23 protein-coding genes are annotated in these 24891 nt (G+C 76.2%); 14 read left to right on the top strand and 9 right to left on the bottom strand.

The features are described 5' to 3' along the window. Positions 1–51: 51 nt before the first annotated feature. Positions 52–1218 carry an ROK family protein gene (locus BM414_RS10870; protein ID WP_093579456.1) on the bottom strand — a complete coding sequence of 389 codons (1167 nt, stop codon included), beginning with the start codon at positions 1216–1218 and terminating at the stop codon, positions 52–54. A gap of 4 nt (positions 1219–1222) precedes the next feature. Next, complete coding sequence (locus BM414_RS10865; protein WP_175551544.1) at positions 1223–1912, bottom strand: alpha/beta fold hydrolase; 690 nt, start codon at positions 1910–1912, stop codon at positions 1223–1225. Between the two features lie 129 nt (positions 1913–2041). Here BM414_RS10865 and BM414_RS10860 point away from each other — a divergent pair, with 129 nt between their 5' ends. Beyond that, the gene (locus BM414_RS10860) at positions 2042–3487 is read left to right on the top strand and encodes an NAD(P)/FAD-dependent oxidoreductase (protein ID WP_093579454.1); all 1446 of its coding nucleotides are present in this window, start codon (positions 2042–2044) and stop codon (positions 3485–3487) included. Between the two features lie 69 nt (positions 3488–3556). On the opposite strand, the gene BM414_RS10855 is transcribed toward BM414_RS10860, so the two are convergent. Next, the gene (locus BM414_RS10855; RefSeq protein WP_093579453.1) at positions 3557–4252 is read right to left on the bottom strand and encodes an alpha/beta hydrolase; all 696 of its coding nucleotides are present in this window, start codon (positions 4250–4252) and stop codon (positions 3557–3559) included. Further along, complete coding sequence (locus BM414_RS10850) at positions 4252–5388, bottom strand: carboxylate-amine ligase (protein ID WP_175551543.1); 1137 nt, start codon at positions 5386–5388, stop codon at positions 4252–4254. The genes BM414_RS10855 and BM414_RS10850 overlap by 1 nt, the downstream gene beginning before the upstream one ends. Positions 5389–5644: 256 nt before the next feature. Between BM414_RS10850 and BM414_RS10845 the strand changes: the two genes are divergently transcribed. From BM414_RS10845 to BM414_RS10835, 3 genes are all read left to right on the top strand, one after another. Next, the gene (locus tag BM414_RS10845) at positions 5645–6586 is read left to right on the top strand and encodes a S1C family serine protease (RefSeq protein WP_093579451.1); all 942 of its coding nucleotides are present in this window, start codon (positions 5645–5647) and stop codon (positions 6584–6586) included. Between the two features lie 85 nt (positions 6587–6671). Beyond that, positions 6672–7619 carry a GGDEF domain-containing protein gene (locus tag BM414_RS10840; protein WP_217644665.1) on the top strand — a complete coding sequence of 316 codons (948 nt, stop codon included), beginning with the start codon at positions 6672–6674 and terminating at the stop codon, positions 7617–7619. Positions 7620–7767: 148 nt separating this feature from the next. After that, positions 7768–9162 carry an NAD(P)/FAD-dependent oxidoreductase gene (locus BM414_RS10835; RefSeq protein ID WP_093579449.1) on the top strand — a complete coding sequence of 465 codons (1395 nt, stop codon included), beginning with the start codon at positions 7768–7770 and terminating at the stop codon, positions 9160–9162. On the opposite strand, the gene BM414_RS10830 is transcribed toward BM414_RS10835, so the two are convergent. Further along, entirely contained in the window at positions 9159–9965 is an 807-nt protein-coding gene (locus BM414_RS10830; protein ID WP_093579448.1) for an SDR family oxidoreductase, read from the bottom strand. The genes BM414_RS10835 and BM414_RS10830 overlap by 4 nt on opposite strands. Positions 9966–10001: 36 nt before the next feature. Between BM414_RS10830 and BM414_RS31340 the strand changes: the two genes are divergently transcribed. Beyond that, positions 10002–12827, top strand: coding sequence for a DUF6777 domain-containing protein (locus BM414_RS31340; RefSeq protein WP_175551542.1), 2826 nt, complete (start codon positions 10002–10004; stop codon positions 12825–12827). A 27-nt stretch (positions 12828–12854) separates the two neighbouring features. On the opposite strand, the gene BM414_RS10820 is transcribed toward BM414_RS31340, so the two are convergent. Further along, positions 12855–13814 carry a helix-turn-helix transcriptional regulator gene (locus BM414_RS10820; protein WP_093579446.1) on the bottom strand — a complete coding sequence of 320 codons (960 nt, stop codon included), beginning with the start codon at positions 13812–13814 and terminating at the stop codon, positions 12855–12857. Positions 13815–13907: 93 nt separating this feature from the next. Here BM414_RS10820 and BM414_RS10815 point away from each other — a divergent pair, with 93 nt between their 5' ends. After that, positions 13908–14426: a DinB family protein gene (locus tag BM414_RS10815; RefSeq protein ID WP_175551541.1), complete on the top strand. Its 519-nt coding sequence runs from the start codon at positions 13908–13910 to the stop codon at positions 14424–14426. Here BM414_RS10815 and BM414_RS10810 read toward each other — a convergent pair. Next, positions 14423–15358 carry a hypothetical protein gene (locus BM414_RS10810; RefSeq protein WP_093579445.1) on the bottom strand — a complete coding sequence of 312 codons (936 nt, stop codon included), beginning with the start codon at positions 15356–15358 and terminating at the stop codon, positions 14423–14425. The genes BM414_RS10815 and BM414_RS10810 overlap by 4 nt on opposite strands. A 132-nt stretch (positions 15359–15490) precedes the next feature. On the opposite strand from BM414_RS10810, the gene BM414_RS10805 reads away from it, so the two are divergent. From BM414_RS10805 to BM414_RS29300, 3 genes are all read left to right on the top strand, one after another. Beyond that, entirely contained in the window at positions 15491–15748 is a 258-nt protein-coding gene (locus BM414_RS10805) for a ubiquitin carboxyl-terminal hydrolase 14 (RefSeq protein ID WP_093579444.1), read from the top strand. Beyond that, entirely contained in the window at positions 15748–17319 is a 1572-nt protein-coding gene (locus BM414_RS10800; RefSeq protein ID WP_175551540.1) for a Na+/H+ antiporter, read from the top strand. The genes BM414_RS10805 and BM414_RS10800 overlap by 1 nt, the downstream gene beginning before the upstream one ends. A gap of 134 nt (positions 17320–17453) precedes the next feature. Next, positions 17454–17609 carry a hypothetical protein gene (locus tag BM414_RS29300; protein ID WP_175551539.1) on the top strand — a complete coding sequence of 52 codons (156 nt, stop codon included), beginning with the start codon at positions 17454–17456 and terminating at the stop codon, positions 17607–17609. A 50-nt stretch (positions 17610–17659) separates the two neighbouring features. Here BM414_RS29300 and BM414_RS10795 read toward each other — a convergent pair whose 3' ends face one another. Together BM414_RS10795 and BM414_RS10790 are read right to left on the bottom strand one after the other, a co-directional pair. Then, positions 17660–18904, bottom strand: coding sequence for an MFS transporter (locus BM414_RS10795; protein WP_217644664.1), 1245 nt, complete (start codon positions 18902–18904; stop codon positions 17660–17662). A 97-nt stretch (positions 18905–19001) separates the two neighbouring features. Next, the gene (locus BM414_RS10790; protein WP_093579442.1) at positions 19002–19949 is read right to left on the bottom strand and encodes a LysR family transcriptional regulator; all 948 of its coding nucleotides are present in this window, start codon (positions 19947–19949) and stop codon (positions 19002–19004) included. Between the two features lie 85 nt (positions 19950–20034). Between BM414_RS10790 and BM414_RS10785 the strand changes: the two genes are divergently transcribed. The 5 genes from BM414_RS10785 to BM414_RS10765 are packed head-to-tail and all read left to right on the top strand — an operon-like array spanning position 20035 to position 24884. Continuing rightward, positions 20035–21033: a cyclase family protein gene (locus tag BM414_RS10785; protein ID WP_093579441.1), complete on the top strand. Its 999-nt coding sequence runs from the start codon at positions 20035–20037 to the stop codon at positions 21031–21033. Between the two features lie 11 nt (positions 21034–21044). Then, the gene (locus tag BM414_RS10780; RefSeq protein WP_093579440.1) at positions 21045–22175 is read left to right on the top strand and encodes an FAD-dependent oxidoreductase; all 1131 of its coding nucleotides are present in this window, start codon (positions 21045–21047) and stop codon (positions 22173–22175) included. Between the two features lie 44 nt (positions 22176–22219). Further along, positions 22220–23158: a VOC family protein gene (locus tag BM414_RS10775; RefSeq protein WP_093579439.1), complete on the top strand. Its 939-nt coding sequence runs from the start codon at positions 22220–22222 to the stop codon at positions 23156–23158. Beyond that, positions 23158–24120: a fumarylacetoacetate hydrolase family protein gene (locus BM414_RS10770; protein WP_093579438.1), complete on the top strand. Its 963-nt coding sequence runs from the start codon at positions 23158–23160 to the stop codon at positions 24118–24120. Before BM414_RS10775 ends, BM414_RS10770 begins: the two co-directional genes overlap by 1 nt. Further along, positions 24117–24884 carry an SDR family NAD(P)-dependent oxidoreductase gene (locus tag BM414_RS10765; RefSeq protein ID WP_093579437.1) on the top strand — a complete coding sequence of 256 codons (768 nt, stop codon included), beginning with the start codon at positions 24117–24119 and terminating at the stop codon, positions 24882–24884. Before BM414_RS10770 ends, BM414_RS10765 begins: the two co-directional genes overlap by 4 nt. Positions 24885–24891: the final 7 nt, after the last annotated feature.

Genomic DNA, 24891 nt, shown 5'->3' with positions numbered 1-24891 from the left:
CCGTGCCTCCCGTCCCCGGGACGGCGACACGGCCAGGGCCAGAGCCGCTGGTCAGCGGGCGAGGGCCTGGTGGACCGAGTCCTCGTCGAGGTAGCCCTGGATGGCCATCAGCGCGGCGCCCACCCGGCCGGAGAGGTCCGGGGCGTCGCTGACGGTGATCTCCAGCGCCCGGGCGGCCAGGGGCATGGAGCGGCCGTAGACCGCCTCGCGGATGCCGGCCAGCAGCGGTGCTCCCGCCTGGGCGACCCCACCGGTCATCACGATGCGGTGCGGGTTGAAGAAGTTGACCAGCGCGGCCAGCACCGTGCCGATCATGCGGCCCGCCCGCCGGACGAGCTCCAGCGCCGGGCCGTCGCCCTGCGCGGCCAGCTCGATGACCTGCCGGGTGCTCGACACCGGCAGCCCGGCCTCGAGGGCGTCGCGCAGCAGCGCCCCGCCGCCGGCCAGCGCCTCCAGGCAGTTCTCGTTGCCGCAGCGGCACAGCACGGTGCGGCCGTCCGGCGTCGGCACGTGGATGTGCCCGATGTCCCCGGCGCTGCCCTGCGCGCCCCGGTACACCTCGCCGTCGACGATGACCCCGCAGCCGATGCCGGTACCGACCTTGACCACCAGCACGTCCTGCGCCGACCCGCCGACGCCCATCTCCCCGAGCGCCATGACGTTGACGTCGTTGTCCACGAAGACCGGGCACCCGTAGCGGCCGAAGGCGCTCGGGATCGGGTGGTCGTGCCAGCCCGGCATGATCGGCGGGTGCGACGGCCGGCCGGTCGAGAACTCCACCGGCCCGGGCACGCCCACCCCGACGGCACAGACGTCGGCCGGGGTCAGCCCGGCCTCGGCCAGCGCCTTCTGCGCCAGCCGGTCGACCTCGGCGAGCACCACGTCGGGGCCGTCGGCGATGTCGATCGGGTGACCGACGGTGGCCAGGATCTGCGCCGACAGGTCGGTGACCGCGACGTCGGCACTGGTGACGCCGAGGTCGACGGCGAGCACGCAGCCGGCACCGCTGTTGAACTGCAGCAGGGTCGGCGGCCGTCCGCCGGTGCTGCCGCCACGGCCGCCCTCCTGCAGCAGGCCCGCGGCGATGAGCTCGTCCACGCGGGCGCTGACGGTGTTGCGCGAGGCCCCGGTCAGCGCGACCAGCTCGGCCCGGCTCCGCGCGCGACCGGTGCGCACGTGGTGCAGCAGTGCGCCGGCCGAGGCGGAGGTGGAGGCCATGCGGTCATGGTGACACGCCGGAGGCGCGTCCCCCCTCATCCGCGACCGCCGCGGCTCCGACTGCGGTCCGGAGCACCGCCGCAACGGCGTCCGGGTGCGTCTGCACCGTCATGTGCGCCGCGCCGGGCACCTCGACCACCTCGGCGACCGGCGCCGCGGCGGCCACGGCGGCGGCCCAGTCGGCGCGGCAGAGCCGGTCCCGTGTGCCGCGGACGACGGTCACCGGCACACCGACGGCGCGCAGCCGGTCGTCGATGCGGTCGGGGGCGGCGACCCGCCACAGCGCCCGCATCGCCCGCGGCCCCGTGGTCAGCCACTGGGCCAGGATCAGCGGCACCTGCCACCAGGGCTCGTGCACCGCCGTCTGCAGCCACCACCCGGCCAGCCGGGACGGCGCCCGCATCCGTGGGTCGGTCGACGGGCCGAGCAGGACGACGCCGGCCACCCGCGGGTCGACGGCGGCCGCGGCCACCACCTGGCAGCCCTGCGAGTGGCCGGCCAGCACCACCGGGCCGGGACCGAGCCGGTCGCGCAGCCGGGTGGCGAGCTCGTCGAGGGACGGCACAGGTGCAGACCGCCCCATCCCGGGTAGGAGCACGACGTCGGCGGCCACCCGCCGGCGCAGCCGCCTGGACGAGCGCGCGTCCAGTCCCAAGCCCGGGACCAGTACGAGCCGGGGGATGACGACGGGCACCGGCCTGGTTGTACCGGGCAGGAACGGACACCGCGAGCCCACCGGCGGACGGCGGCCGTGACGGGTCTCACGTCCCCGACCGGCCCACCGGGCGACAGTGCAGCCCCCGACGGGAGAGGATCAGTCATCATGACGACATCACCTGGGCCCACCGCCAGCTCCCCGAACGGCCGGCCGCGGGTGGTGGTCGTCGGCTCCGGCTTCGGCGGCCTGTTCGCCGCCAAGGCGCTGCGCCGCGCCGACGTGGACATCACCGTCGTCGCCAAGACCGGCCACCACCTGTTCCAGCCACTGCTCTACCAGGTGGCCACCGGCATCCTGTCCGAGGGCGAGATCGCCCCCGCCACCCGCGAGGTGCTGCGGCACCAGAAGAACGCGCGCGTGGTCCTCGGTGAGGTCGTCGACATCGACGTGGAGGCGCGCGTCGTCACCTCGACGGTGCTGGGCCGCACCACGCTGCACCCCTACGACGAGCTCATCGTCGCCGCCGGTGCCGGGCAGTCCTACTTCGGCAACGACCGCTTCGCCGAGTTCGCCCCCGGCATGAAGAGCATCGACGACGCCCTGGAGCTGCGCGGGCGCATCTTCGGCGCCTTCGAGCTCGCCGAGCTGGCCACCGACCCCGCCGAGGTCGACCGGCTGATGACCTTCGTCGTCATCGGCGCCGGCCCCACCGGTGTGGAGATGGCCGGGCAGATCGCCGAGCTCGCGCACCGCACGCTGCGCCGCGACTTCCGCACCATCGACCCGGAGAAGGCCCGGATCATCCTGCTCGACGGTGCGTCGCAGGTGCTGCCGCCGTTCGGCCCGAAGCTGGGCGAGAAGGCCCGCCGCCACCTCAACGAGATGGGTGTGGAGGTCCAGCTGGGCGCCCTGGTCACCGACCTGGACCCCGACGGCCTGACGGTCAAGGACTCCGACGGCCAGCAGCGCCGCATCCCCGCGGCCACCAAGGTCTGGGCGGCCGGCGTGCAGGCCTCCCCGCTGGGCCGGCTGCTGGGCGACAGGACCGGCGCGGAGGTCGACCGGGCCGGACGCATCTCGGTGCAGCCGGACCTCACGCTGCCCGGTCACCCCGAGATCCACGTCGTCGGCGACATGGCCAACCACCCCGACAAGTACCCCGGCGTCGCCCAGGTGGCCATCCAGGGCGGGCGTTACGCCGCCGAGCAGATCCAGCGGCGGCTGGCCGGCAAGGAGCCCAAGGGCGCCTTCCGCTACCGCGACAAGGGCAACATGGCGACCATCTCGCGGTTCTCCGCGGTGGCCGACATCAAGGGGATGAAGTTCGAGGGCTTCATCGCCTGGGTGATCTGGCTGGTGGTGCACCTCTTCTACATCATCGGCTTCAAGAGCCGGGTCACCACGGTCCTGCACTGGATGGTCAGCTTCCTCGGCCGGGGCCGCTCCCAGCGGGTGGCCACCCAGCAGCAGGTCTACGGCCGCCTCGCCCTGGAGAAGGTCGGCCCCGGCTTCGAGGCGTCGAAGACCGGCGGCCCGAAGGACCACGCGGACAACCCTGACGAGGTCAACCCGGAGCAGCAGCACGACTACGTCGGCCGCCGCACCGCGTAACGGACCGATGGCCCCCCTGCAGGGGCCCGCCGCGAGCCTGCGAGCGGTGGGGGGCAGGGGGGTCCTCGCTCAGGTCAGCCAGGTGTCGAGCGCGGCGGTGACCAGGCCCGGTGTCACCACGTGGCCGCCGTCGAACTCGTCGTAGGTGACGTCGTAGCCGGCCGCGGCCAGGTCCCGGGAGACCCGGCGGCCGCAGCGGTCCACCGGCAGCACGCGGTCGGCGGTGCCGTGGGCGATCCAGACGCGCGGCCGGCCCGTGCGTCCGGGCGGGGCGGTGAAGCCGGGCGAGAAGGCCAGCAGCGCCTCGAACAGGTCGCCGTTGGCCAGCCCGAGCGACAACGCGTACGAGGCACCGTCGGAGAAGCCGCCGAGCGCGACGCGCGAGACCGCCACGCCGGCGGCAACCCGCTCGAGCGCGGCCTCGAGGACGGCGACGTCGTGCCCCAGCCCGCCGGTCAGCAGGTCCCAGGTGGCGCCGACCGACGACGTCGCGAGGACGACGACCCCACGGCTCAGGGCGACGTCGCCCACGGCGGCCAGGGACTGCTGCGCCGTGCCGCCCGCGCCGTGGCAGAAGACCAGCAGCGGCCGCGGGCCCGACGCCTCTCCGGGCACGGCGACCTGGGCCTCCCTGCCGCCCAGGTCCAGCGTCGTCGTGCCGGCCGGCAGCGGCGGGCCGGCCGGCTGCGGACCCGGCCGGGCGCCGAGGCGGCCGGCGCCCGCGGAGCGCCCGCGACCCGACCCCCCGGTGTCGCCGCCGTCCATCACGACCTCCCGGCCGCCCCCTCGCGGACGACCCACTCGGCGACCGCCCGGCGGTCACCCGTGCGCAGCCAGGTGCTCCGCTGCCGCGCCGCCGACGTACCCCGGCCGAGCAGGTCCTGCACCCGGGCGGTCACCTCGTCCCACTCCCCGGCCTCGATGAGGTCCTCCTCCAGCTCGGCCAGCAGCGCGCCCACCGCCTCCCGGGGGCCGACCAGCTCGGCGCGCAGGGGGTCAAACAGCGGGCCGGTGAGACCGGAGCGGGCCGCCCGCCACCGCGCCGCCCGCAGCAGCTCCGGCCGCAGCTCCGGCACCGGCTCACCCCGCTGCGCGCGGACGGCCAGCACCCGCACCAGCGAGCGGACGAGGGCGGCGTGCAGGACGGTGTCGTCGACGGTGGTGCAGACGTCGGCCAGCCGGAACTCGATGGTGGGCAGCCGGGCCGAGGGACGGACGTCCCAGTAGAGGTGCGAGCCGTCGGCCACCACGCCGGAGGCGACCAGCCCGGCGAGGACCCGGCGGTAGCCGTCGGCGTCGCCCAGCGGCTCGGGCGCGCCGGCGTGCGGGAAGCGGGTCCACCAGAGGGTGCGCCAGGACTCGTACCCGGTGTCCACGCCGTCGTGGAACGGCGAGCTGCAGGTCATCGCCAGCAGCACCGGGATGTAGGGACGGGTGCGGTCGAGGACGGCCACGGCGGTGTCGAGGTCGGGGATGCCGACGTGCACGTGGCAGCCGCAGATATCCTGCTGCCGCGCCAGGCCCGCCCAACGGTCGACCATCGCCTCGTAGCGCTCGCCCGGGGTGACCGGCATGGTGTGCCACGAGTTCCACGGGTGCGTGGAGGCCGGCAGCAGCAGGAGTCCGTCCCGCTCGGCCGCGGCGGCGGCCTCCCTGCGGGCGGCCACCAGCTCGGCGCGCACCTGCTCCAGCGACGTGCAGATCCCGGTGGCGATCTCCAGCTGCGTGGTGGCGATCTCCGGGTGCACCCGCTCCCCCGCGTCGCCGGCGAGCGCGGCGGCGGAGGCTCGCGGACCGGGGGTCATCTCCATGGTGGCCGGGTCGACGAGGTGGAACTCCTCCTCGACGCCGAGGGTCCGCCCGACCACGGCGCCCTCCGTCTGCAGGCCGTCGGTGCGCACGCCACTCCTCGGTGCCGGTCGGTCGCCGGGCAGGCCGACGCTACGGGCGCCGGTCCTCCCCCGCACCTGCTGACCGGCACGGTCGTGCTCTGCACACACACGGGTGCAGAGCACGACTGTGCGGGAGACCTCCCCGACCCGTTCGCCCACGGCGTGACGGAGACGGTGGCGGCGGGGTCCCGCGAGGCGTCCACTGGGCGGCGCAACAACGTAATCACGTGGAGATCACCGTGGTGATCACTCGAGGAGGTGCGCCGTGACCCGACCGGACACCGACGCCGCCCTGGACGCCTACAGCCGGGTGGTCACCGTGGTGGCCGCCGACCTCACCGCGCACGTCGCCGCGCTGCAGGTGACCGGCCCCGACGGCCGCTCCGGCGCCGGCTCCGCGGTCGTCGTCCCCGGCGACGGGCTGATGCTGACCAACGCGCACGTCGTCGGGCGGGCGCGCGCCGGCCGCGCGGTGTTCGCCGACGGCAGCGAGGCACCCGTCGAGGTGGTCGGCACCGACCCGCTCTCCGACCTCGCCGTCGTCCGCGCGACCACGGGTGCACCCGAGCCCGCGGTCCTCGGCGACGCCGCACAGCTGCAGGTCGGCCAGCTCGTCGTCGCCGTGGGCAACCCGCTCGGGCTGGCCGGGTCGGTGACCGCCGGCGTGGTCAGCGGCCTGGGCCGCTCGCTGCCCACCCGCGACGGGCGCACGGCCCGGGTGGTCGAGGACGTCATCCAGACCGACGCCGCGCTCAATCCCGGCAACTCCGGCGGCGCGCTCGCCGACTCCGCCAGCCGGGTGGTCGGCATCAACACCGCGGTGGCCGGGTGGGGCCTGGGCCTGGCCGTGCCGGTCAACGCCACCACCCGCCGCATCGTCGACGCGCTGGTGCGCGACGGGCGGGTGCGCCGCGCCTACCTCGGCCTGGTCAGCAGCCCCGCGCCGCTGCCGGCACCGCTGGCCGAGCGCACCGGCCGGCGTCGGGGACTGCGCGTGGTCGACGTCGTCGCCGGGTCGCCCGCCGACCGGGCCGGGCTGCGCGCCGGCGACCTGGTGCTCGAGGCCGGCCGGGCACCCGTGGCCGAGGCGCAGAGCCTGCAGCGGCTGCTCTTCACCGAGGCGATCGGCCGGCCGCTGCCGGTGACGGTGTACCGGCTCGGGGCGATGGTCGACGTCATCGCGGTGCCCACCGAACTCACCGGCTGACCCCTCCCTCCGAGGGGGACGCCCGCCGTCGCGCTCCAGGGCCCCGCCATGGGGGACGATGTCGTCCGCGACGGGGGGTGTGCCGGTGCACGGGGATCGCAGGAGCGGGCTGGGCCTGCTCGCGCTGCTGTACGGGTGTGCCGCCGTCATGTGCGCGGCCGGTGCCCTCTGGCCGATGGCGCCCCGGACGCCGGTCGTCCTGCTCACCGCGCTCGCGGCGGTCGGCGGGCTCGGGTCCGCGGCCCTGTGGCACCTGCGCGACCGCGCGCCGATGGGCCTGGTCCACGCCGCGCTCGCGCTGCTGTCCGTGCTCACCGCGCTGCTGGCGTGGCGCTCGGTCACCGCGGTCGGCGTCGTCGGCCTCGGCCCGGTGCTCGTGGCGCTCGGGCTGCTCGCCGGCCACGTGCTGCCGCCGGCCGCGGCCCGGCTGCAGGTCGCCGGCGCGGTCGCCGTCGTCACCGCGGGAGCGCTCGCCGCGGAACCGTCCGGCTTCGTCTCCTCGTGGCTGGCCGCCGTCGTGACCACCGTCGTCCTGACCGAGGCGCAGATCCGGCAGTCCGGGGCGCTGCGCCACGCGGCCGGCACCGACCCGCTGACCGGGGTGGCCAACCGTCGCGCCTGGGAGGCCGAGTCGGCCCGCCTGCTCGCGCACGCCCAGCGCACCAGGGAGCCGCTGACCGTGGCGGTGCTCGACCTCGACGGCTTCAAGGCCGTCAACGACACCGCCGGCCACTCCGCCGGCGACGCGCTGCTGTGCTCGCTCGCCATGCAGTGGGGCGCCGAGCTGCGCCGCTCGGACCTGCTCGGCCGCCTCGGCGGCGACGAGTTCGTCCTCTGCCTGCCCGGCACCGACGCCGCGCGCTGCGACGAGCTGCTGGAGCGCCTGCGCGCCGCCTCGAGCGCCCCGTGGTCGGCCGGGACGGCGACCGTCCGTCCAGGCGAGGACCTCGCCGCGGTGCTCGTCCGGGCCGATGCCGCCCTCTACCGGCAGAAGTCGGCCCGTCGCTCCGATCGCCGGACCTCCGTCGACTGACCCGCGGCCGGACGGTCACGCCCGCCCGCCGCTGCGTGCCGACGCGCCACCGCCCGGGGACGCGCGCGCCGGGACCGGCCCGGTCCGCACCGCCCGCGAGGAGGCTCCGCAGGAGCACGGGGCCGGGCTCGGACGCGAGGAGTCGGACATGGCCTCGGTGGTGGTGTGCGGCGGCGGGGTGGTGGGGCTCGGTGCCGCGATGATGCTGGCGCGCGACGGGCACGACGTGACCGTCCTCGAGGCCGATCCCGACGGCGCCCCGGCCACCCCGGCCGAGGCCTGGGACACCTGGCGCCGGACCGGCGTCGCCCAGTTCCGGCAGCCGCACACCCTGTTCCCCCGCTTCCGCACCGTCGCCGACGAGGAGCTGCCCGGCCTGACGACGCGGCTGGTCGACGCCGGGTGCGTGGAGGTGGACCGGCTGACCTCCATGCCGCCCTCGATGACCGACCGCGCGCCGCGGCCGGGCGACGAGCGGCTGCGCGGCGTCACCGGACGCCGGCCGGTGGTCGAGTCGGCCGTGGCCGCCGCGGCCGAGGACACGCCCGGGGTCACCGTGCGCCGCGGCGTCCGGGTGGAGGGACTGCTCCCGGGTCCGCCGGCGCTGGAGGGGGTCCCGCACGCCGCCGGGGTGCGGACGACGGCCGGCGAGGACGTCCGGGCCGACCTCGTCGTCGACGCCACCGGCCGGCGCACCCCCTCGGCGGGCTGGCTGGAGGACGTCGGCGCCCGGCCGCCGGCCGTCAGCGCGCAGGACTCGGGGTTCGTCCACTACACGCGCTACCTCACCGGACCCCGGCGACCGGCCCCGCTCGGTCCGCCGCTCGCCCCGCTGGGCAGCATCTCGGTGCTCACGCTCGACGGCGACAACGACACCTGGTCGGTGACCGTCTTCGGGCAGAGCGGTGACGCGCCGCTCAGGGCGCTGCGCTCCCCGGAGGTCTTCGACCGCGTCATCGGGGCCTGCCCGCTGCAGGCACACTGGCTCGACGGCCGGCCGGCGGACGGGGTGATGGCGATGGCCGGCGGTCTGGACAGCCACCGGCGCCTCGTCGTCGACGGCCGTCCCGTCGTCACCGGTCTGCTGACCGTCGGCGACGCCTGGGCCTGCTCCAACCCCTCGGCCGGCCGTGGGCTGTCGGTGGGGCTCCTGCACGCCGCGCTGCTGCGCCGCGTCGTCGCCGCGCACCTCGACCGGCCGGCCGAGCTGGCGGTGGCCTGGGACGAGGAGACCGAGCGCACCGCCGGGCCCTTCGTCTCCGAGCAGCGGACCGAGGACCGGGCCCGGCTGGCCGGGATGGCCGCCGCCCGGGACGGCCGGCCCGCGCCTCCCCCGCCGCCGGACCTCGGGGCCTTCCTCGGCGCCGCGATGCACGACGCCGACCTCTTCCGCGCGATGCTCGAGTACCGGTTGTGCATGGCGCCGCTGGCCGAGCTCCTCGCCCGGCCCGCGGTGCAGGGGCGGATGGCCGCCGCCGACCGGCGCCCGCCGTCCCCGCTCCCCGGTCCCGACCGCGCCCGCCTGCTGGAGCTGCTCGGCTAGGGCCGGCGCCAGTCGTCGCCGGTCATGTGCGAGCCGGCCATCGGGCCCATCTGCAGCATGCCGCCGTCGACGGCGTAGGAGGAGCCGGTCACGTAGGAGGCCTCCGGGGAGGCGAGGAAGGCCACGACGGCGGCCACCTCGTGCGCGCTGCCGGGTCGCCCGACCGGGACGCCGGGCCGCTCGTGGCCGGGCGCGGTCGGGTCCTCGTCCTCCTGGCCGGTCATCGGCGTGGAGATCTCCCCCGGTGCGACGGCGTTGACGGTGATGCCGTACTCGGCGAGCTCGATCGACGCCACCCTGGTGAGCAGCCCGAGCCCGCCCTTGGCCGCGCAGTAGGCGGCCGCGCCGACCCTCGGCTGGTGCTCGTGGACGCTGGTGACGTTCACGATCCGCCCACCGCGCCCGGCCGCGACCATCCGGCGGGCGGCGCGCTGCAGGCACAGGAACGCCGCGTCGAGGTCGGTGGCCATCACCTCGCGCCAGGTCTCGTAGTCGGTGTCCAACAGCAGCGTCGAGTGCCCGGTGCCGGCGTCGTTGACCAGGACGTCGATGCCGCCGAGCGCCTCGGCGAGGTCGTCGACGACGTCGGCGGCCTGCGGCAGCCGGGTGAGGTCGACGTGCCGCACCTCCGCGCGCCGCCCCGCCGCGCGCACCTCGTCCGCGGTGGCCCGGGCGTGCGCCTCGTCGCGGTACCAGGTGATGCCGACGTCGCACCCCTGCCCGGCGAGCGCCACGGCCACCGCGCGTCCGATGCCCGACTCCGACCCGGTCACGACCGCGACACGGCCCGCTGACTCCGTCATGCCCCCATGCTGGGGTCCGGCAGCGGCCTCCGCCGGGTGGCGCCTCACCGTGCGCGATCCGGTCGCGACCGACCGACGTGCGGCCCCGCGCGTCGTCACGACGTCGTCGCATCCCGCCGGATCGGGGCGACACTCGGGAGAGCCTGCGCAACGACGTGCCGGCTCCCGCTCTCCCGGGAGGCGCTCCTGCCCCTCCAGACCTTCGGCCCCTACGAGCTGGACGAGCTGCTGGGCCGCGGACGCACGGGCGAGGTCCACCGCGCCTGGGACACCTCCCGCCACCGGACCGTCGCCCTCCGGATCCTGCTGCCCGCGCTCACCGCCGACGCGCGGTTCCGGGACCGCTTCCTCGGTGACTGCCGGCGCGCCGCGGAGGTCGACGAGCCGCACGTCGTCGCCGTCCACGGAGCCGGCGAGATCGACGGCCGGCTGTACGTGGACACGCAACTGGTCGACGGACGGGCGCTGTCCGCGGTGCTCGCCGCCGAGGGGCCGCTCCCGCCGGACCGGGCCGTGGACGTCGTGGGTCAGGTCGCGGCCGCGCTCGACGCCGCCCACGCCTCCGGTCTCGTGCACGGCGACGTCACGCCGTCCGACGTGCTCCTCTCCGGGCACAGCGCCCGCCCGGACTGCCACCTGACCGGCTTCGGCCTCGCGGGAGCCGGTGGCGGCAGCGTCGGGTACGTCGCCCCCGAGCACCTGACCGGCCGGCCCGTCGACCACCGGGTCGACGTGCACGCGCTGGCCTGCCTCCTGTACGAGCTGCTCACCGGACGACCGCCGCCGCGCGGCACGGGGCCGGGCGCGGAGCCCCTCCCGCGCCCCTCCGCGGTGGTCGGCTCCGTCCCGGAGGCGCTCGACGGCGTCGTGGCGCGCGGCATGGCCGCGGACCCCGACCAGCGGCACCGGAGCGCCGGGGAGCTGGCGCGGGCCGCCCGCGCGGCGCTCGTGCGGGCGCCGGACACCGTCCCGCTCCGGTCGGCGCCACCCGCACCGCCGACCGCCGGCGCGGGTGCGTCGCGGGCGGTCGTGCCTGCGGCCGGAGCCGGGGTCGCCCGCGGCGCGTCCCCGTCGGCCTCCCACGCCGGGCGGCACCGTCCCCTTGCGCCGGGCGCGCGGTCCGGGCGCCGCCGGAGGCTGGTGGCGGCCCTGGTGACCGGTGGGCTGGCCCTGGCCACCGCGGGTGGGGTGGCCGCGACGCAGCTGGTCTCCGACGCCTCCGACGCCCCGGCGGCGACCCCGGTCTCCCTGGAGCCCGTCGACGCCCCCGGCGAGGACCCCTTCGTCCCGATGCCGGGACAGACGCCGCCGGGGACCGCCGACCCCGCGCCGGGGACCGCGGGAGCCGACCGGGCCCCCACGCCGGGCCCGGACGACCCCGCCCGGGGGACGGACGACTCCGCACGGGAGACGGGCGACCCCACGTCCGGGACGGACGACACGGGGCCGGAGGCGGCCACCCCGGACGGGGGCACCGCGGGCGGGTACACCCCGGGCGAAGGCACCCCGGACGGGGGCAGCCCGGAGGAAGACAGCCCGGACGGGGGCACCCCGGACGAAGGCACCCCGGACGGGGGCAGCCCGGACGAAGGCACCGCGGGCGGAGGCACCCCGGTCGTGGCCGCCGGCAGCCCGGTGACGGGCGACGAACCGGGCCTGTACGGCGGCAGCGGGGAGGAGGTGTGCGACGTCGCGGCGATGACCGCGTTCCTGGCCGAGCACCCCGACCGGGCTGCTGCGTTCGCCGACGTGCAGGACGTCCCGACCGAGGGGATCGGCGAGCACCTCGCGTCGCTGACGCCCGTCGTCCTGCGCTTCGACACGGCCGTCACCAACCACGGCTTCGTCGACGGCCGGGCGACCCCCTTCCAGTCGGTGCTGCAGGCCGGGACCGCGGTGCTGGTCGACGACTCGGGTGTCCCGCAGGTCCGTTGCGTGTGCGGCAACCCGCTCGACCCGCCCGCGTCCCGCCCCTCGCCGGAGTACCGGGGCGACCCGTGGCCGGGTTTCACGCCCGCCACGGTCGTCGTGGTGGAGAGCAGCCCGACGCCCGTGTCCGCCCTCGTCGTGGTCGACCAGGCGACCGGCGTCGTGGAGGCGCGCCCGGTGGGCACCACCGGCGACGCCGACCGGCCGGTCGACCCCGCGCTGGCAGAGCGGGCCCGCGCGCTCGGGACGGAGCAGGGGACGTCCGCGTCGGGCAGCGGCACACCGTCCGCCGACCCGTCGGTCACGGACCCCGACGGGAGCGGACCGTCCGTCCCGGATCCGTCCCCGGCGGAGGGGTCAGCCGGTACCGGTGGTCCGCCGACCGACGGCGGGAGCCCTCCCGCGGAGGGGGAGCCCGGGGCGACGACCGCGCCGGACCCGGGGGCCGGGACAGGAGGCTCCCCGGACGCCGACCCGCCGGGCCCGGGCGTCCCGGAACAGCCGGGCGAGCGGCCCGCGGACAGCGGGACCACCGGTGACCCGCCCGCCGGCGACGCTCCGGCGGAGGAGGCACCTCCTCAGGAAGCACCGGCCTCGGAAGCGCCCGCCCCCGAGGCGCCCGCCCCGGAGGCCCCCGCCCCCGAGGCCCCGACTCGAGAGGCACCGGCCCCCGAGGCACCGGCCCCGGAAGCGCCGGCCCCCGAGGCACCGGCCCCGGAAGCGCCGGCCCCAGAAGCCCCGGCCCCAGAAGCCCCGGCCCCGGCTCCAGAAGCCCCGGCTCCAGAAGCCCCGGCCCCGGAGGCACCGGCCCCGGAGGCACCGGCCCCTGAGGCCCCGGCCCCGGAGGTCCCGGCTGCAGAAGCACCGGCCCCCGAGGCACCGGCGCCCGAGGCACCGGCCGAGGCGCCTCCCGAGGAGACGGCCGCCCCCTGACCCGCGGTCCGCCGGGGTCCCGGGCGGTCAGGGTGCCCCGGCGGCCGCGTACCGGGCGGCGAGGTCGCGCAGGTGGTCCTTGAGCTCCGGCGGGCTCAGCACGGTGAACGGCGCACCGGTCAGGCCGAGGGCCGCCGCCGCCCAGTCGAGGTCGTCGGCCTCGATCTGCACCCGGCAGCCGGCTCCGTCGTCGGTCACCGTGGCCCACGGGCCGATCCGGTCGCGCACCCGCTTCGCGGGCGCGGCCACCACCGCCTCCACCACGAGCCGCCCCCACGCACCGCCGACCCGCTCGCGCACGTAGGCCGCGGCGTCCTCGGCCGGTAACCGGCGCGGGGCGAAGACGGCACCGGTGCCGCGCGGGGCGTCGAGCCGGTCAAGCCGGAACACCCGCCAGTCGCCGCGGTCGAGGTCCCAGCCGACGAGGTACCAGCGGCGGCCCAGCGCCACCAGCCGGTGCGGATCCACGGTGCGCTCGGTGCGCTCCCGGCCGGCTGGGGTGTAGCCGAAGGCGGTCCGTTCGGCGTCCCGGCAGGCCAGCGCGACGGTGGTCAGGACGGCGGGGTCGACGGCGACCGCGGCCGGTGCCGGACCCCAGCCGGAGACCGTCGCGCTGCGCAGCGCCTCGACCCGCCGCCGCAGCCGCGTCGGCATCACCTGCACGACCTTGGCCAGCGCCCGCACCGAGGTCTCGGCCATGCCCGCCACCGCCGAGCCGGCCGCGGCCTGCAGCCCGAGGGCGAGGGCCACCGCCTCGTCGTCGTCGAGGACCAGCGGCGGCAGCGCGGCCCCCGGCGCGAGGGCGTAGCCGCCGTCGACGCCGCGGGAGGCCGACACGGGATAGCCGAGCTCGCGCAGCCGGTCGACGTCGCGGCGCAGCGTGCGCACCGAGACGCCGAGCCGGCCGGCGAGGTCCGCGCCGGACCAGTAGCGGCGCGCCTGTAGCAGCGACAGGAGACGCAGGGTGCGGGCACCGGGATCGCTCACGGACCCATCCTCGCTGACACAGCGGTCAGGATCTGACCGCAATTACCGAGAGCATGGTCCTCACCAGTTCGAACCACTCCCCCGGAGGACCCCGTGACCGCTCCGATCGCCCCCGCCGCTCCCGCCCTGACCGCCGAGCGGGCCGACCTGCTCGAGACGCTCGCCGCGCACCGGTACTTCCTGCGCTTCACCGTGCAGGGTCTGACCACCGAGCAGGCCACCCGGCGCACCACCGCCAGCGAGCTCACGCTCGCCGGCATCGTCAAGCACGTGGCCTCCACCGAGGCGTCGTGGGCCGACTTCGTCGTCCGCGGGACGGCGGCGCTGCAGCAGTCGCCGGAGGGGTGGGGAGAGCAGTGGGGGCTGCAGCCCGGTGAGACGCTGGAGTCGGTCCTCGCGCACTACGACGAGGTCGCCGCCCGCACCGACGAGCTGGTCCGCACCGTCGACCTCGACTCCGCGCACCCGCTGCCCGAGGCGCCGTGGTTCGCCCCCGGTGCGGTGCGTTCGGCCCGCCGCGTGTTCCTGCACGTCGTCGCGGAGACCGCCCAGCACGCCGGGCACGCCGACATCCTGCGGGAGTCCCTCGACGGCCAGAAGACGATGGGCTAGTCGGCCGTCTCCAGCGGCGCCTGCTCCAGCTCGGTCACGCGGGCGGCGGCGCGGTCGCGGTCGTCGGCCGCCCGCTCCGCCGCCCGGTCGGCCGCCGACGAGCGCCGGGCGGCCCGTGCCGCCTCCGCCTCGGCCGACGCGGCCTCCCCGCGCACGCGGTCGAGCTCGGCGGCCAGCTCCTCGGCGCGGGCGGTGAGCTCCTCCTGCCGGCGGGCGGCCCGCCCGGCCCGCTCGGCGGCGGCCCGGGCGGCCTCCTCCGCCTCCGCGGCGGCCTGCTCGGCCTCCTCCGCCTCCCCGCGGGCGGCGGCCAGCTCGTGCTCCCGGCGCTCCTGCGCGGCCCGCCGCCGCTCCTCCGCCGCCCGGCGGGCGGCGTCCTCCCGGCCGGTCCCCCGGGGCCGGGGCGCCGTCGCCGTGCGCCCGGGGCGCGGCGGCGGCACGACCCGCAGGTCGGGGCGGCTGCCGAAGCCCGTGCCGCGGATGGACAGCGGCGCGGTCAGCCGGCCCGCCAGCAGCGCCTCGCCGGCGTCCGGATCGGCCAGCGCCGCCCGCAGCGTCTCCTCGACCTGGTCGGCGACGGCGTCGCTGAGCGGGTGCCCCCGCCGCGCGGCGACCGCCCGGGCCTGACGGGTGAGCGCGGCGAGCAGCCGGGAGCGCTGGGTGCCCAGCTGCCGCAGGTCGTCGCCGGCCAGCGTCTGCTGGGCCTCGCGCAGCAGGTCGCCGAGCTCGACCAGCCCGGCGATCTCGTCGGGCGCCTCCCGGACGAGGGCGTTGCAGGCCCACGCCGCGGTCGAGGGCTTGCCGAGCGCGCCGATCTCCCGCGCGAGCAGGCGGTCCCCGGCGGCGCGGGCCCGGCGCGCGGCCTCGGTGCGGGCGGCGACGAAGCTCCCGGGCGGCAGGGCGTAGAGCTCCCCGGCGACCTCCTCGAGGTCCACGGCACCCCTCCCTCTCCCGCGCTCGCCGCCGACCCTGCCACGGGAAGAGCGGACCGGCCGGAGGACGTTGCCGCCCCCGTCACGCGGGTGGTCGACTCCCCGTGACCGAGTGCGACGAAGAGGGGGACCGCGATGACGACCTGCGGGCACCTGGACCAGGTCCAGGACGTGACGGCGGACTCGGCCGAGGGCTGCACCGACTGCCTGGCCATCGGCAGCCGGTGGGTGCACCTGCGGATGTGCCTGTCCTGCGGGCACGTGGCCTGCTGCGACTCCTCGCCGAACCGGCACGCCACCGCCCACTCCGGCGCCAGCGGGCACCCGCTGATCCGGTCGGTCGAGCCGGGTGAGTCCTGGCGCTGGTGCTACGTGGACCAGGCGCTGGTCTGATGGAGCTGCCGCTCGTCGGCCTGCTCGCCGGGTCCTTCGCCGTCAGCGCGCTCGCCCGGCGGCTCGGCGTCTCCCCACCCCTGCTGCTCGTGCTCGTCGGGCTCGCCGTGTCGGCCGTACCCGGCGTCCCCGACTACGCGCTGGACCCCGAGCTGATCCTCACGCTGGTCCTGCCGCCGCTGCTGTACTCCGCGGCGCTGGACAGCTCCTACCTGCGGCTGCGGGCCAACCTGCGGCCGATCGGCATGCTCGCCGTGGGGGCGGTGCTGCTCACGGCGGTCGCCGTCGGGCTGGCCGCCTGGTGGCTGGTGCCGGGGCTGCCCCTGGTGTCGGCGCTGGTGCTCGGCGCCGTCGTCGCCCCGCCGGACGCCGTCGCGGCCACCGCCGTCGGCCGCCAGCTCGGCCTGCCGCGCAAGGTGATGACCATCCTGGGCGGCGAGAGCCTGGTCAACGACGCGACCGCGCTGACCGCCTACCGGGTCGCCGTCGCCGTCGCCGCGGGGGCCGGCTACGGCATCGCGGAGGGGCTCGGCGTCTTCGTGCTCGCCGCCGTCGGCGGCGCCGCGATCGGCTGGGCGCTGGGGTGGCTGGTGCACCGGCTGCGACGGCTGCTGCACGACGGCGTCCTGGAGAGCGCGCTCGGCTTGCTGGTGCCCTTCGTCGGCTTCGTCGTCGCCGAGGAGGTGCACGCCTCCGGCGTCCTCGCCGTCGTGCTGGCCGGCCTCTACCTCGGGCACCGCTCCCCCGCCGCCCACCCGGTGGCCCGGATCCAGGACCGCGCGGTCTGGCAGGCGGCCGACACCGTCCTCGAGGCGACGGTGTTCGCGCTCATCGGCCTGCAGCTGACCGCGGTGGTCCGCGGCGTCGGCCCGGCGGTGGGCACGCTGACGGCGGTCGGTCTGCTGCTGGTGCTCGTGGCGCTGGTCGCCCGCGTGGCGTTCGTCTTCCCCACCACCTACCTGCGGCCCCTGGCCCGCCGCCGGCCGGGCTGGACGTCGCCGTCCTGGCGGCACGCCGCGGTCGTGTCCTGGGCGGGGATGCGCGGCGTGGTCTCGCTGGCCGCGGCGGCCGGCATCCCGCTGACCACCATGTCCGGCGCGCCCTTCCCGGGCCGCGACGAGGTCGTCTTCCTGACCTTCGTGGTCACGGTGGGCACCCTGCTGCTGCACGGGCTGACGCTGCCCGCGCTCATCCGGCGGCTCGGTGTGCAGGGCTCGGAGGAGGCCTCCGACGCCCTGGCGGAAGCGCAGGCGCAGAACGACGCCGGCCGGGCCGCCGTGGCCCGGCTCGACGACCTCGACGACGGCGACCCGCTGCACGCCGCCACCGTGGCCGAGCTGCGGCAGCGCGTGGAGGCGCGCACCAACGCGGCGTGGGAGCGGCTGGGCGGGCCGATCGCGGGCGGCGGGGACACGCCGAGCGCGGTCTACCGGCGGCTGCGCCGGGCGATGCTCGAGGCCGAGCGCGAGGTGTTCGTCCGGTACCGCGACCAGCGGCGCATCGACGACGAGGTCTTCCGGCGGGTGCAGCACGAGATGGACCTGGAGGAGGTCACGCTCCTGCGGGAGTGACCGACCCGTGCGGCCGGGCCGCGCGCCGAGCGTGTGCGCCGGCGCGGCATCCCGGGCGGCGGAAGGCGGCGTCAGCGCACACGCCCGGGCCTAGGCTGGCCGGACCGCCCACCCATCGGCGTCCGGAGGTCCCCGTGCTGCTGCGACTGCTCGGCCTGCTGCTGGTCGTCTGGATCGTCGTGACCGTCATCGGGTGGGTGGTGGAGGGCCTGTTCTGGCTGGTCGTCGTCGGCCTGGCCGCCTTCCTCGTCACCGCCGCGATCGGCGCCCGCAAGGGCATCCGCCGCTGACGGTGCCCCCGGCCCGCGCGCAGCGGGCCGGGGGCACCGGGAGCGCGGCGTCAGTGCGCGGCGGCCACCGGGGTCGGCCGGGCGAACCGCACGCCGGCCGCGGCCGCCAGGCTCACCGCGCCGAGGAGGGCCAGCGCGGTGCCGAGACCGCCGAGGGCGCCGGTGAGCGCGAGGACGACCAGCGGGCAGAAGAACTGCCCGATGAAGAAGGCAGACGTCCAGACACCGGTGCCCCGGCCGCGCTGCTCGAAGCTCAGCGAGCCGAGGGCCCAGGTGAGCAGGGACGGCAGGATCAGTCCGTTGCCGAAACCGGTGATCACGGCGAACGCGATCACCGCGGGGACCGCCGAGGACAGGCCGAGTCCGACGATGCCGACGCCGGAGACGGCGAAGGCGAGCGGCACGAGGACCGCCGGACCGCGCCTGGCCAGCCGGCCGAAGAGGATCCCACCGACCGCGGTGCCCACCGACGCGATCGCGCTGGCGGCACCGATGACCGCCGTGGACTCGACGCCGATGTCGTCGAGCTTGAAGGACAGCTGGACGATCAGGACGTAGAAGACCAGCCCACCCACCAGGGACACGCCGATGGGCGCGGCGAGCCGGCGCCACGGCAGGGCCGGCAGCTTCTGGGCGCGTGCTGCCGCCTGCACCCGCGGGGCCGGCTGCCAGATCAGCTTGGCCGCGGCGACGGCGAGCGGCAGGCTGACCGCGTACAGCCAGAAGGGCGTCCGCCAGTCCGCCGCGCCCAGCGCGCCGCCGACCCCGAAGAAGACCGTCGCGGCAACGGTGGTGAAGACCACCTGGAGGCCGAAGTACCGCTCCCGCTGGGAGCCGTGGAAGTAGTCGGCCAGCAGGGTCGTGCAGCAGGTCATGATCGCCGCCTCGGTGAGGCCGAGGAGCACGCGGCTGGCCACGATGAGCTCCAACGAGGGCAGCCACAGGGGCGCGGTGCCCACGAAGGCGTAGACGACGAGCGCGCCGACGAGCAGGCGCTTGCGGCCCACCCGGTCGACGATCCGGCCGGCGATCATCGCGGTGAGGCCGATGACCAGCGCCGGCGCGGTCAGCACGACCGGCGCCAGCGCCTCGACCCCCGGGGTGGCGAAGGCGTCCTGGATGCGGGGCAGCACGGGCGCGAGCAGCACGGCGCCCAGGACGGCCAGGCAGCTGGAGAGGAGCAGGACCAGCGCCTGGGCACGGCCGGCCGGCCGCCCCGTGGCGGGATCGACGGCGATCTCGCCGGCCAGCGGCTCCTCGGCCGGCCGCTCGGTGCTCAGGACGTTCTCCGACACGGGCGTCTCCATCGACGGGCGTGCCGGTCCCGGTGACCGGCATCACTGGAGGAGGAGTGTCAGGACGCCGTACGTCGAGCGGAAATCACTAGTTGTGCTACGCGTCATCGACCAGATCGATACCCACCGGCTGCCCTCCCACCGCCAGAGCGGCCGCCCGCACGACCAGGTCACGGAGGTAGGCGTGCTCGGGGTCGTCGTCGAAGACCGGGTGCCACCACATCGCCTCGATGAGCGGTCCGGCGTCGAAGGGGCACGGCAGCGCCCGGATGCCGGTGTCGAGGGGCAGCAGGTCGACCAGCTTGCGCTGCAGCAGCGCGATCCGGTCGCTGCCGGAGACCAGCGCGGGCACGGTCAGGAAGCTCTCGGTCACCACCTGGACACGCGGCTCGATCCCCAGCATGCGCATCTGGCGCGCGGCCGGGGTCGACGCCGTCGGCCCGTGGTACGTGGCCACCCACGGGAGGGTCTCCAGGTCGTCGACGGTCAGGCCCGCGTCCGCGACGGGGTTGTCGGCGGCCACCACGCAGACCCACTCGTCGCGGTACAGGTCGCGGCGGGACAGGTCGGTCAGGAACCCGGGCGGCAGGAAGAGGAGGTCGGCGGACAGCAGTGCCTGCTCCGCCCGGTCCACGATCGCCGGCGAGTGCGTGCTCAGCCGCAGCCGGGTGTGCGGCGCCTCCTCGGCCAGCAGGCGGGTGACCGTGTCACCGAGCACCGTGACGACGTAGTCGCTGACCAACAGGGTGAACTCGCGGGTCGACGACGCCGGGTCGAACTCCAGCTGGGCGGAGAACACCCGCTCGACACCCGAGAGGGCGATCCGGGCGAGCTCCCGGAGCTGGACCGCGAGCGGCGTGAGGCGGTACTCGTTGCCGACGCGGGTGAGCAGCTCGTCGTCGAAGTGGCGGCGGAGCCGGGCCAGCGACGCCGAGAGAGCCGGTTGGCTGAGCCCCATCTGCGCCGCGGCCCGCGTGACGCTGCGCTGCTGGAGCAGCGCGTCGAGCGACACGAGCAGGTTGAGATCCAGGCTCGCGATGTTCACCGGCCCACGCTATCGACGTCGTCGATGCCGCACATCAGACATCTCGTCTTCCCTCACCCCTGTGGGCTGCACCACTGTCGGGACCGTGCACGAGTTCCCGGACCGCCTCGACCGCAGCGACCCCGAGGGGGCGATCGCCGCGACGGCGAAGCGCGTCTCCAACTGGGGCCGGTGGGGTGCCGACGACGTCCTCGGCACGCTGAACTTCCTCGACGACGCCAAGCGGCGCGAGGGTGCGGCGCTCGTCCGCCGGGGCGTGAGCTTCTCGCTGTCGCAGACCTTCGACACGGACGGCCCGCAGAAGGGCTGGCGGCGCCGCACGAACCCGGTGCACACGATGACCGACACCGGCACCGACGCCGAGCGGGGCGTCCAGGGCTTCCCGCACGGGATCGGCGGCGCGGACGACGTCATCGCCATGCCGCTGCAGTGCTCGACCCAGTGGGACGGCCTCGGGCACATCTTCGACCACGGCTACGCCTGGAACGGCCGCCGCGCCGGCGACGTCGTCACCAGCATGGGCGACTCGGTGACCGGCATCGAGACCGTCGCCTCGCTGATCGCCGGCCGCGGGGTGCTGCTCGACGTGGGACGGGCCATCGGCACCGACGGCGAGCTGCCCGACGGTTTCGCCATCACCACCGAGCACCTCGAGGCGACGATCGCCGCACAGGGCGGGTCCGCGCGCGTCGGTCGCGGTGACCTGCTGCTCGTGCGCACCGGCCGGCTCACCCGTGCCCGCCGCGACATCGCCGAGGGGCGTGGCTGGGGCGACTACGCCGGCGGCGCCGCCCCCGGCCTGTCGTTCACCACCGCCGACTGGCTGCACGGCACCGAGATCGCCGGCGTCGCCACCGACACGTGGGGCTTCGAGGTCCGGCCCAACGAGTTCGACGAGGCCTTCCAGCCGCTGCACCAGGTCGCCATCCCGAACATGGGCCTGTTCATCGGCGAGATGTGGGACCTCGACGCGCTCGCCGCCGACTGCGCGACCGACGGCGTCTACGACTTCTGGCTCACCGCCGCCCCCCTGCCCGTGACCGGCGCCGTCGGCGCACCGGTCAACCCGATCGCCGTCAAGTGAGGGAGGCCCCCGTGCCCGCCGTCAGCACCGTCCTCGTCGTCGGGGCCGGTCTCGCCGGCGCCGCCACCGCGATCCGCCTGGCCGAGGCCGGCATCGCCGTGGACCTGGTCGAGATCAAGCCGGACACCGCAGCCCTCGGCTCCGGCATCACGCTGCAGGGCAACGCGCTGCGCGAGCTGCGCAACCTCGGCGTCTGGGAGCAGGTGCAGGCCGCGGGCTACGCCTTCGACGTCACCGGCATCCGGGCGCCGGACCCGGCCGGCAGCATCGTCGCCGAGATCCCCGACGCGCGCACCGGCGGCCCCGACCTGCCCGCCGCCATGGGCATGCCCCGCCCGGAGCTGGCGCGCATCCTCACCGAACGCGCCGCCGAGGTGGGTGTGGAGGTGCGGTGCGGGACCACCCACACCGCCCTCACCCAGGACGACACCGGCGTCGACGTCACCTTCGCTGACGGCTCGACCGGCCGCTACGACCTCGTCGTCGGCGCCGACGGGCTGCGCTCGTGGACCCGCCGCGCGATCGGCGTGGAGCTGGAGACCCGGCCGGTCGGCATGGGCATCTGGCGGGCGTTCGGCCCCCGGCCGGCGAGCGTCACCCGCACCGACCTGTACTACGGTGGGCCCTCGTTCATCGCCGGCTACTGCCCGACCAGCGAGGACTCGCTCTACGCCTACATCGTCGAGCCCGCGCAGGACCGCTCCACGCTCACGCCCGAGGAGCAGCTGGCCACGATGAAGGAGCTCGCCGCGGCCTACCACGGGCCGTGGGACGAGATCCGCGAGCAGCTCACCGACCCGTCCCGGGTGAACTACACCTGGTTCGAGACGCACGTGCTGCCGGCGCCGTGGAACCGCGGCCGCGTCGTGCTGATCGGCGACGCCGCGCACACCTGCCCGCCGACCATCGCGCAGGGCGGGGCGATGGCGCTCGAGGACGCCTACGCCCTCACCGACCTGCTGCGCACCCGCGACGCGCTCGACCAGGACCTGTGGGACGCCTTCCACGCCCGCCGGTTCGACCGCGCGAAGACCGTCGTCGACGCCAGCAACCAGCTCGCCCAGTGGCAGCTCGACCACGTCCAGGGCGACATCCCGAGCCTGATGCGCTCCATCGCTCAGCTCGTCGCCCAGCCCGCCTGAACCCGAACGGCCTCCACCACGACGGAGGCCCCTCAGGAGAGACCATGACCCAGCGCCTGATCACCCACCTGCGGCACGTCGACCTGGCCGTGCCCGACCTCGGCAAGCAGCTCGACTTCTACACCGACACCTGGGGCCTGACCGCCGAGCACAGCGACTCGGGGATCGCGTTCCTGGCGGCCGAGGGGTCGCCCGAGCAGTACGTCGTCCGGCTGCGGCAGGCCACCGACAAGCGGATCGACCTCATCTCCTTCGGTGCGGCGACCCCGGCCGACGTCGACACCCTCGCCGCGCAGGTCGCCGCCGACGGCGTGCAGCTCGTCAGCGAGCCCGGCACCCTGCAGACCCCCGGTGGCGGGTACGGCTTCCGCTTCTTCGACAACGAGGGCCGCACGGTCGAGATCAGCTCCGACGTCGCCGTCCGGCAGCACCGGAAGATCGAGGAGGGCGAGTCGATCCCGGTGCGCCTCTCGCACGTCGTCCTCAACTCCGCCGACCCCGAGGGCACCCGCGCCTTCTACGAGAAGCACCTGGCCTTCGCCCTGTCGGACACCCTCGTGCACCCGCGCATGGGCGACATGATGTGGTTCATGCGGATCAACGCCTGGCACCACAGCGTGGCCATCGCCCGCGGCCCGCACCCCTCGCTGCACCACGCCTCGTTCGAGATGCGCGGCATCGACGAGTACATGCGCGGCACCGGTCGCCTGCTGCGCGCCGGCGTCGAGAAGATCTGGGGACCCGGCCGGCACATGGCGGGGAACAACACCTTCAGCTACTTCCTCGACCCGCACGGCAACACCGTCGAGTACACGACCGAGCTGGAGCTGGTCGACGAGGACACCTGGCACCCGCACGTGTACGACATCAGCAACCCCGAGGTCAGCGACCAGTGGGGCACCGCGAACGCGATGAACGAGTTCGTCGCGCAGAAGTCGTTCAACGACCCCGACAAGGGTCTCTTCGTCGCTCCTCCGGTCTGATGCGGTTCGCCACCTGGGAGGCCGACGGCCGGGTCACCGCCGGCGTCGTCTCCGACGCCGGGCTCCACGCGCTCCCCGCCCGGACGACGGTGCTCGACCTCGTCCGGGCGGGGCTTCCGGCCGCGCTGGAGGCCGGCGCCGAGGCGCTGCGCGGGCCCGCGGTGCCGCTGGACTCCGTCCGGCTGCTCCCGCCGCTGGCGCCGCCGACCGTGCGCGACTTCGTCGCGTTCGAGGAGCACGTGGAGGGCATCGTCGCCGGCAACGGCGAGGAGGTCGTGCCCGAGTGGTACCAGGCCCCGACCTTCTACTTCACGAACCCGTACGCGCTGGTCGGCGCGCACGACGACGTGGCGGTGCCCCCGGGCTCGCAGCGCTTCGACTTCGAGCTCGAGGTCGCCGTCGTCGTCGGCCGGGACGGCGCCTCCATCTCCCCGGAGCAGGCCCGCGACCACGTCTTCGGCTACACGATCCTCAACGACTGGTCCGCCCGCGACCTGCAGTTCCGCGAGATGGCCGTCCGGCTGGGTCCGGCCAAGGGCAAGGACTCCGCCACGACCCTCGGGCCGTGGCTGGTGACCGCCGACGAGCTCGAGCCCCACCGCGACGACGAGGGCTTCCTGCAGCTGGACATGCGGGTGAGCGTCAACGGCACCGAGATCGGCCAGGACCTGCTCTCCAACATGGGCTGGCCGTTCGAGGAGCTCATCTCCTACGCCTCGCGCGGGACCGAGGTGCGCGCGGGCGACGTGCTCGGCTCGGGCACCTGCGGCAACGGCGGCTGCCTGGCCGAGCTGTGGGGCCGGCGCGGCGAGGCGGCCCCGGGTCCGCTGCGGCCCGGCGACGTGGTGGAGATGACCGTCGAGGGCATCGGCACCATCCGCAACCGCGTCGTCGAGGGCGTGGAGCTGCCGCCGGTCCGGGCCGCCCGGCCGCGACCGCGCACGCGCACGCGCACGGCGTGACGCTCGCCGGGAGGGTCGTCGTCGTCACCGGCGCCGGCCGCGGGCAGGGTGCCGCCGAGGCGCGCCTGCTCGCGGCCGAGGGCGCCGTCGTCGTCGGCTGCGACCTGACCGGCGAGCCGGCCGAGGACCTCGGCGGCGCCGCCTACCGGCAGCTCGACGTCACCGACGCCGACGGCTGGACCGCCCTGGCCGACGACCTGCGGCGCGAGCACGGCCGGGTGCACGGACTCGTGGCCAACGCCGGGACCACCTGGCGGGCGCGGCTGGGCGACCTCGACCCCGCCGACCTCGCGCGGGTCACCGAGGTGAACGTCACCGGCACCCTGCTGGGCATCCAGGCGCTCACCCCGCTGATGACCACCGGCGGCTCGATCGTCGTCGTCGGCTCGGTGGCGGCGCTGACCGGCCACTACCCGGTGGCCTACACGGCGTCGAAGTGGGCGCTGCGCGGGCTGGCGAAGGCGGCCTGCCTGGAGCTGGGCCCGCGCGGCATCCGGGTCAACACCGTGCACCCCGGCTACATCGAGACGCCGATGACCGCCTCGGCGGCACCGGCGTTCCGCGACGCCAACGTCGCCGAGACCCCGCTCGGCCGCACCGGCACCGTCGACGAGGTGGCGCCCCTGGTGGCCTTCCTCCTCGGCGACGGCGCCTCCTTCATCACCGGCGCCGAGATCCCCGTCGACGGCGGCATGACCGCCCACGGCGGCGTGAAGTCGATCAGCGACGCGATGACCGCCGCGGCGCCGGCCGCACACCCCTGAGAGGAAC

It is taken from the genome of Geodermatophilus amargosae (assembly GCF_900116515.1).
GTDB lineage: Bacteria > Actinomycetota > Actinomycetes > Mycobacteriales > Geodermatophilaceae > Geodermatophilus > Geodermatophilus amargosae.
The sequence above is the reverse complement of the archived record's forward strand: the minus strand, read 5'-3'. Positions and strand labels throughout refer to the sequence as shown.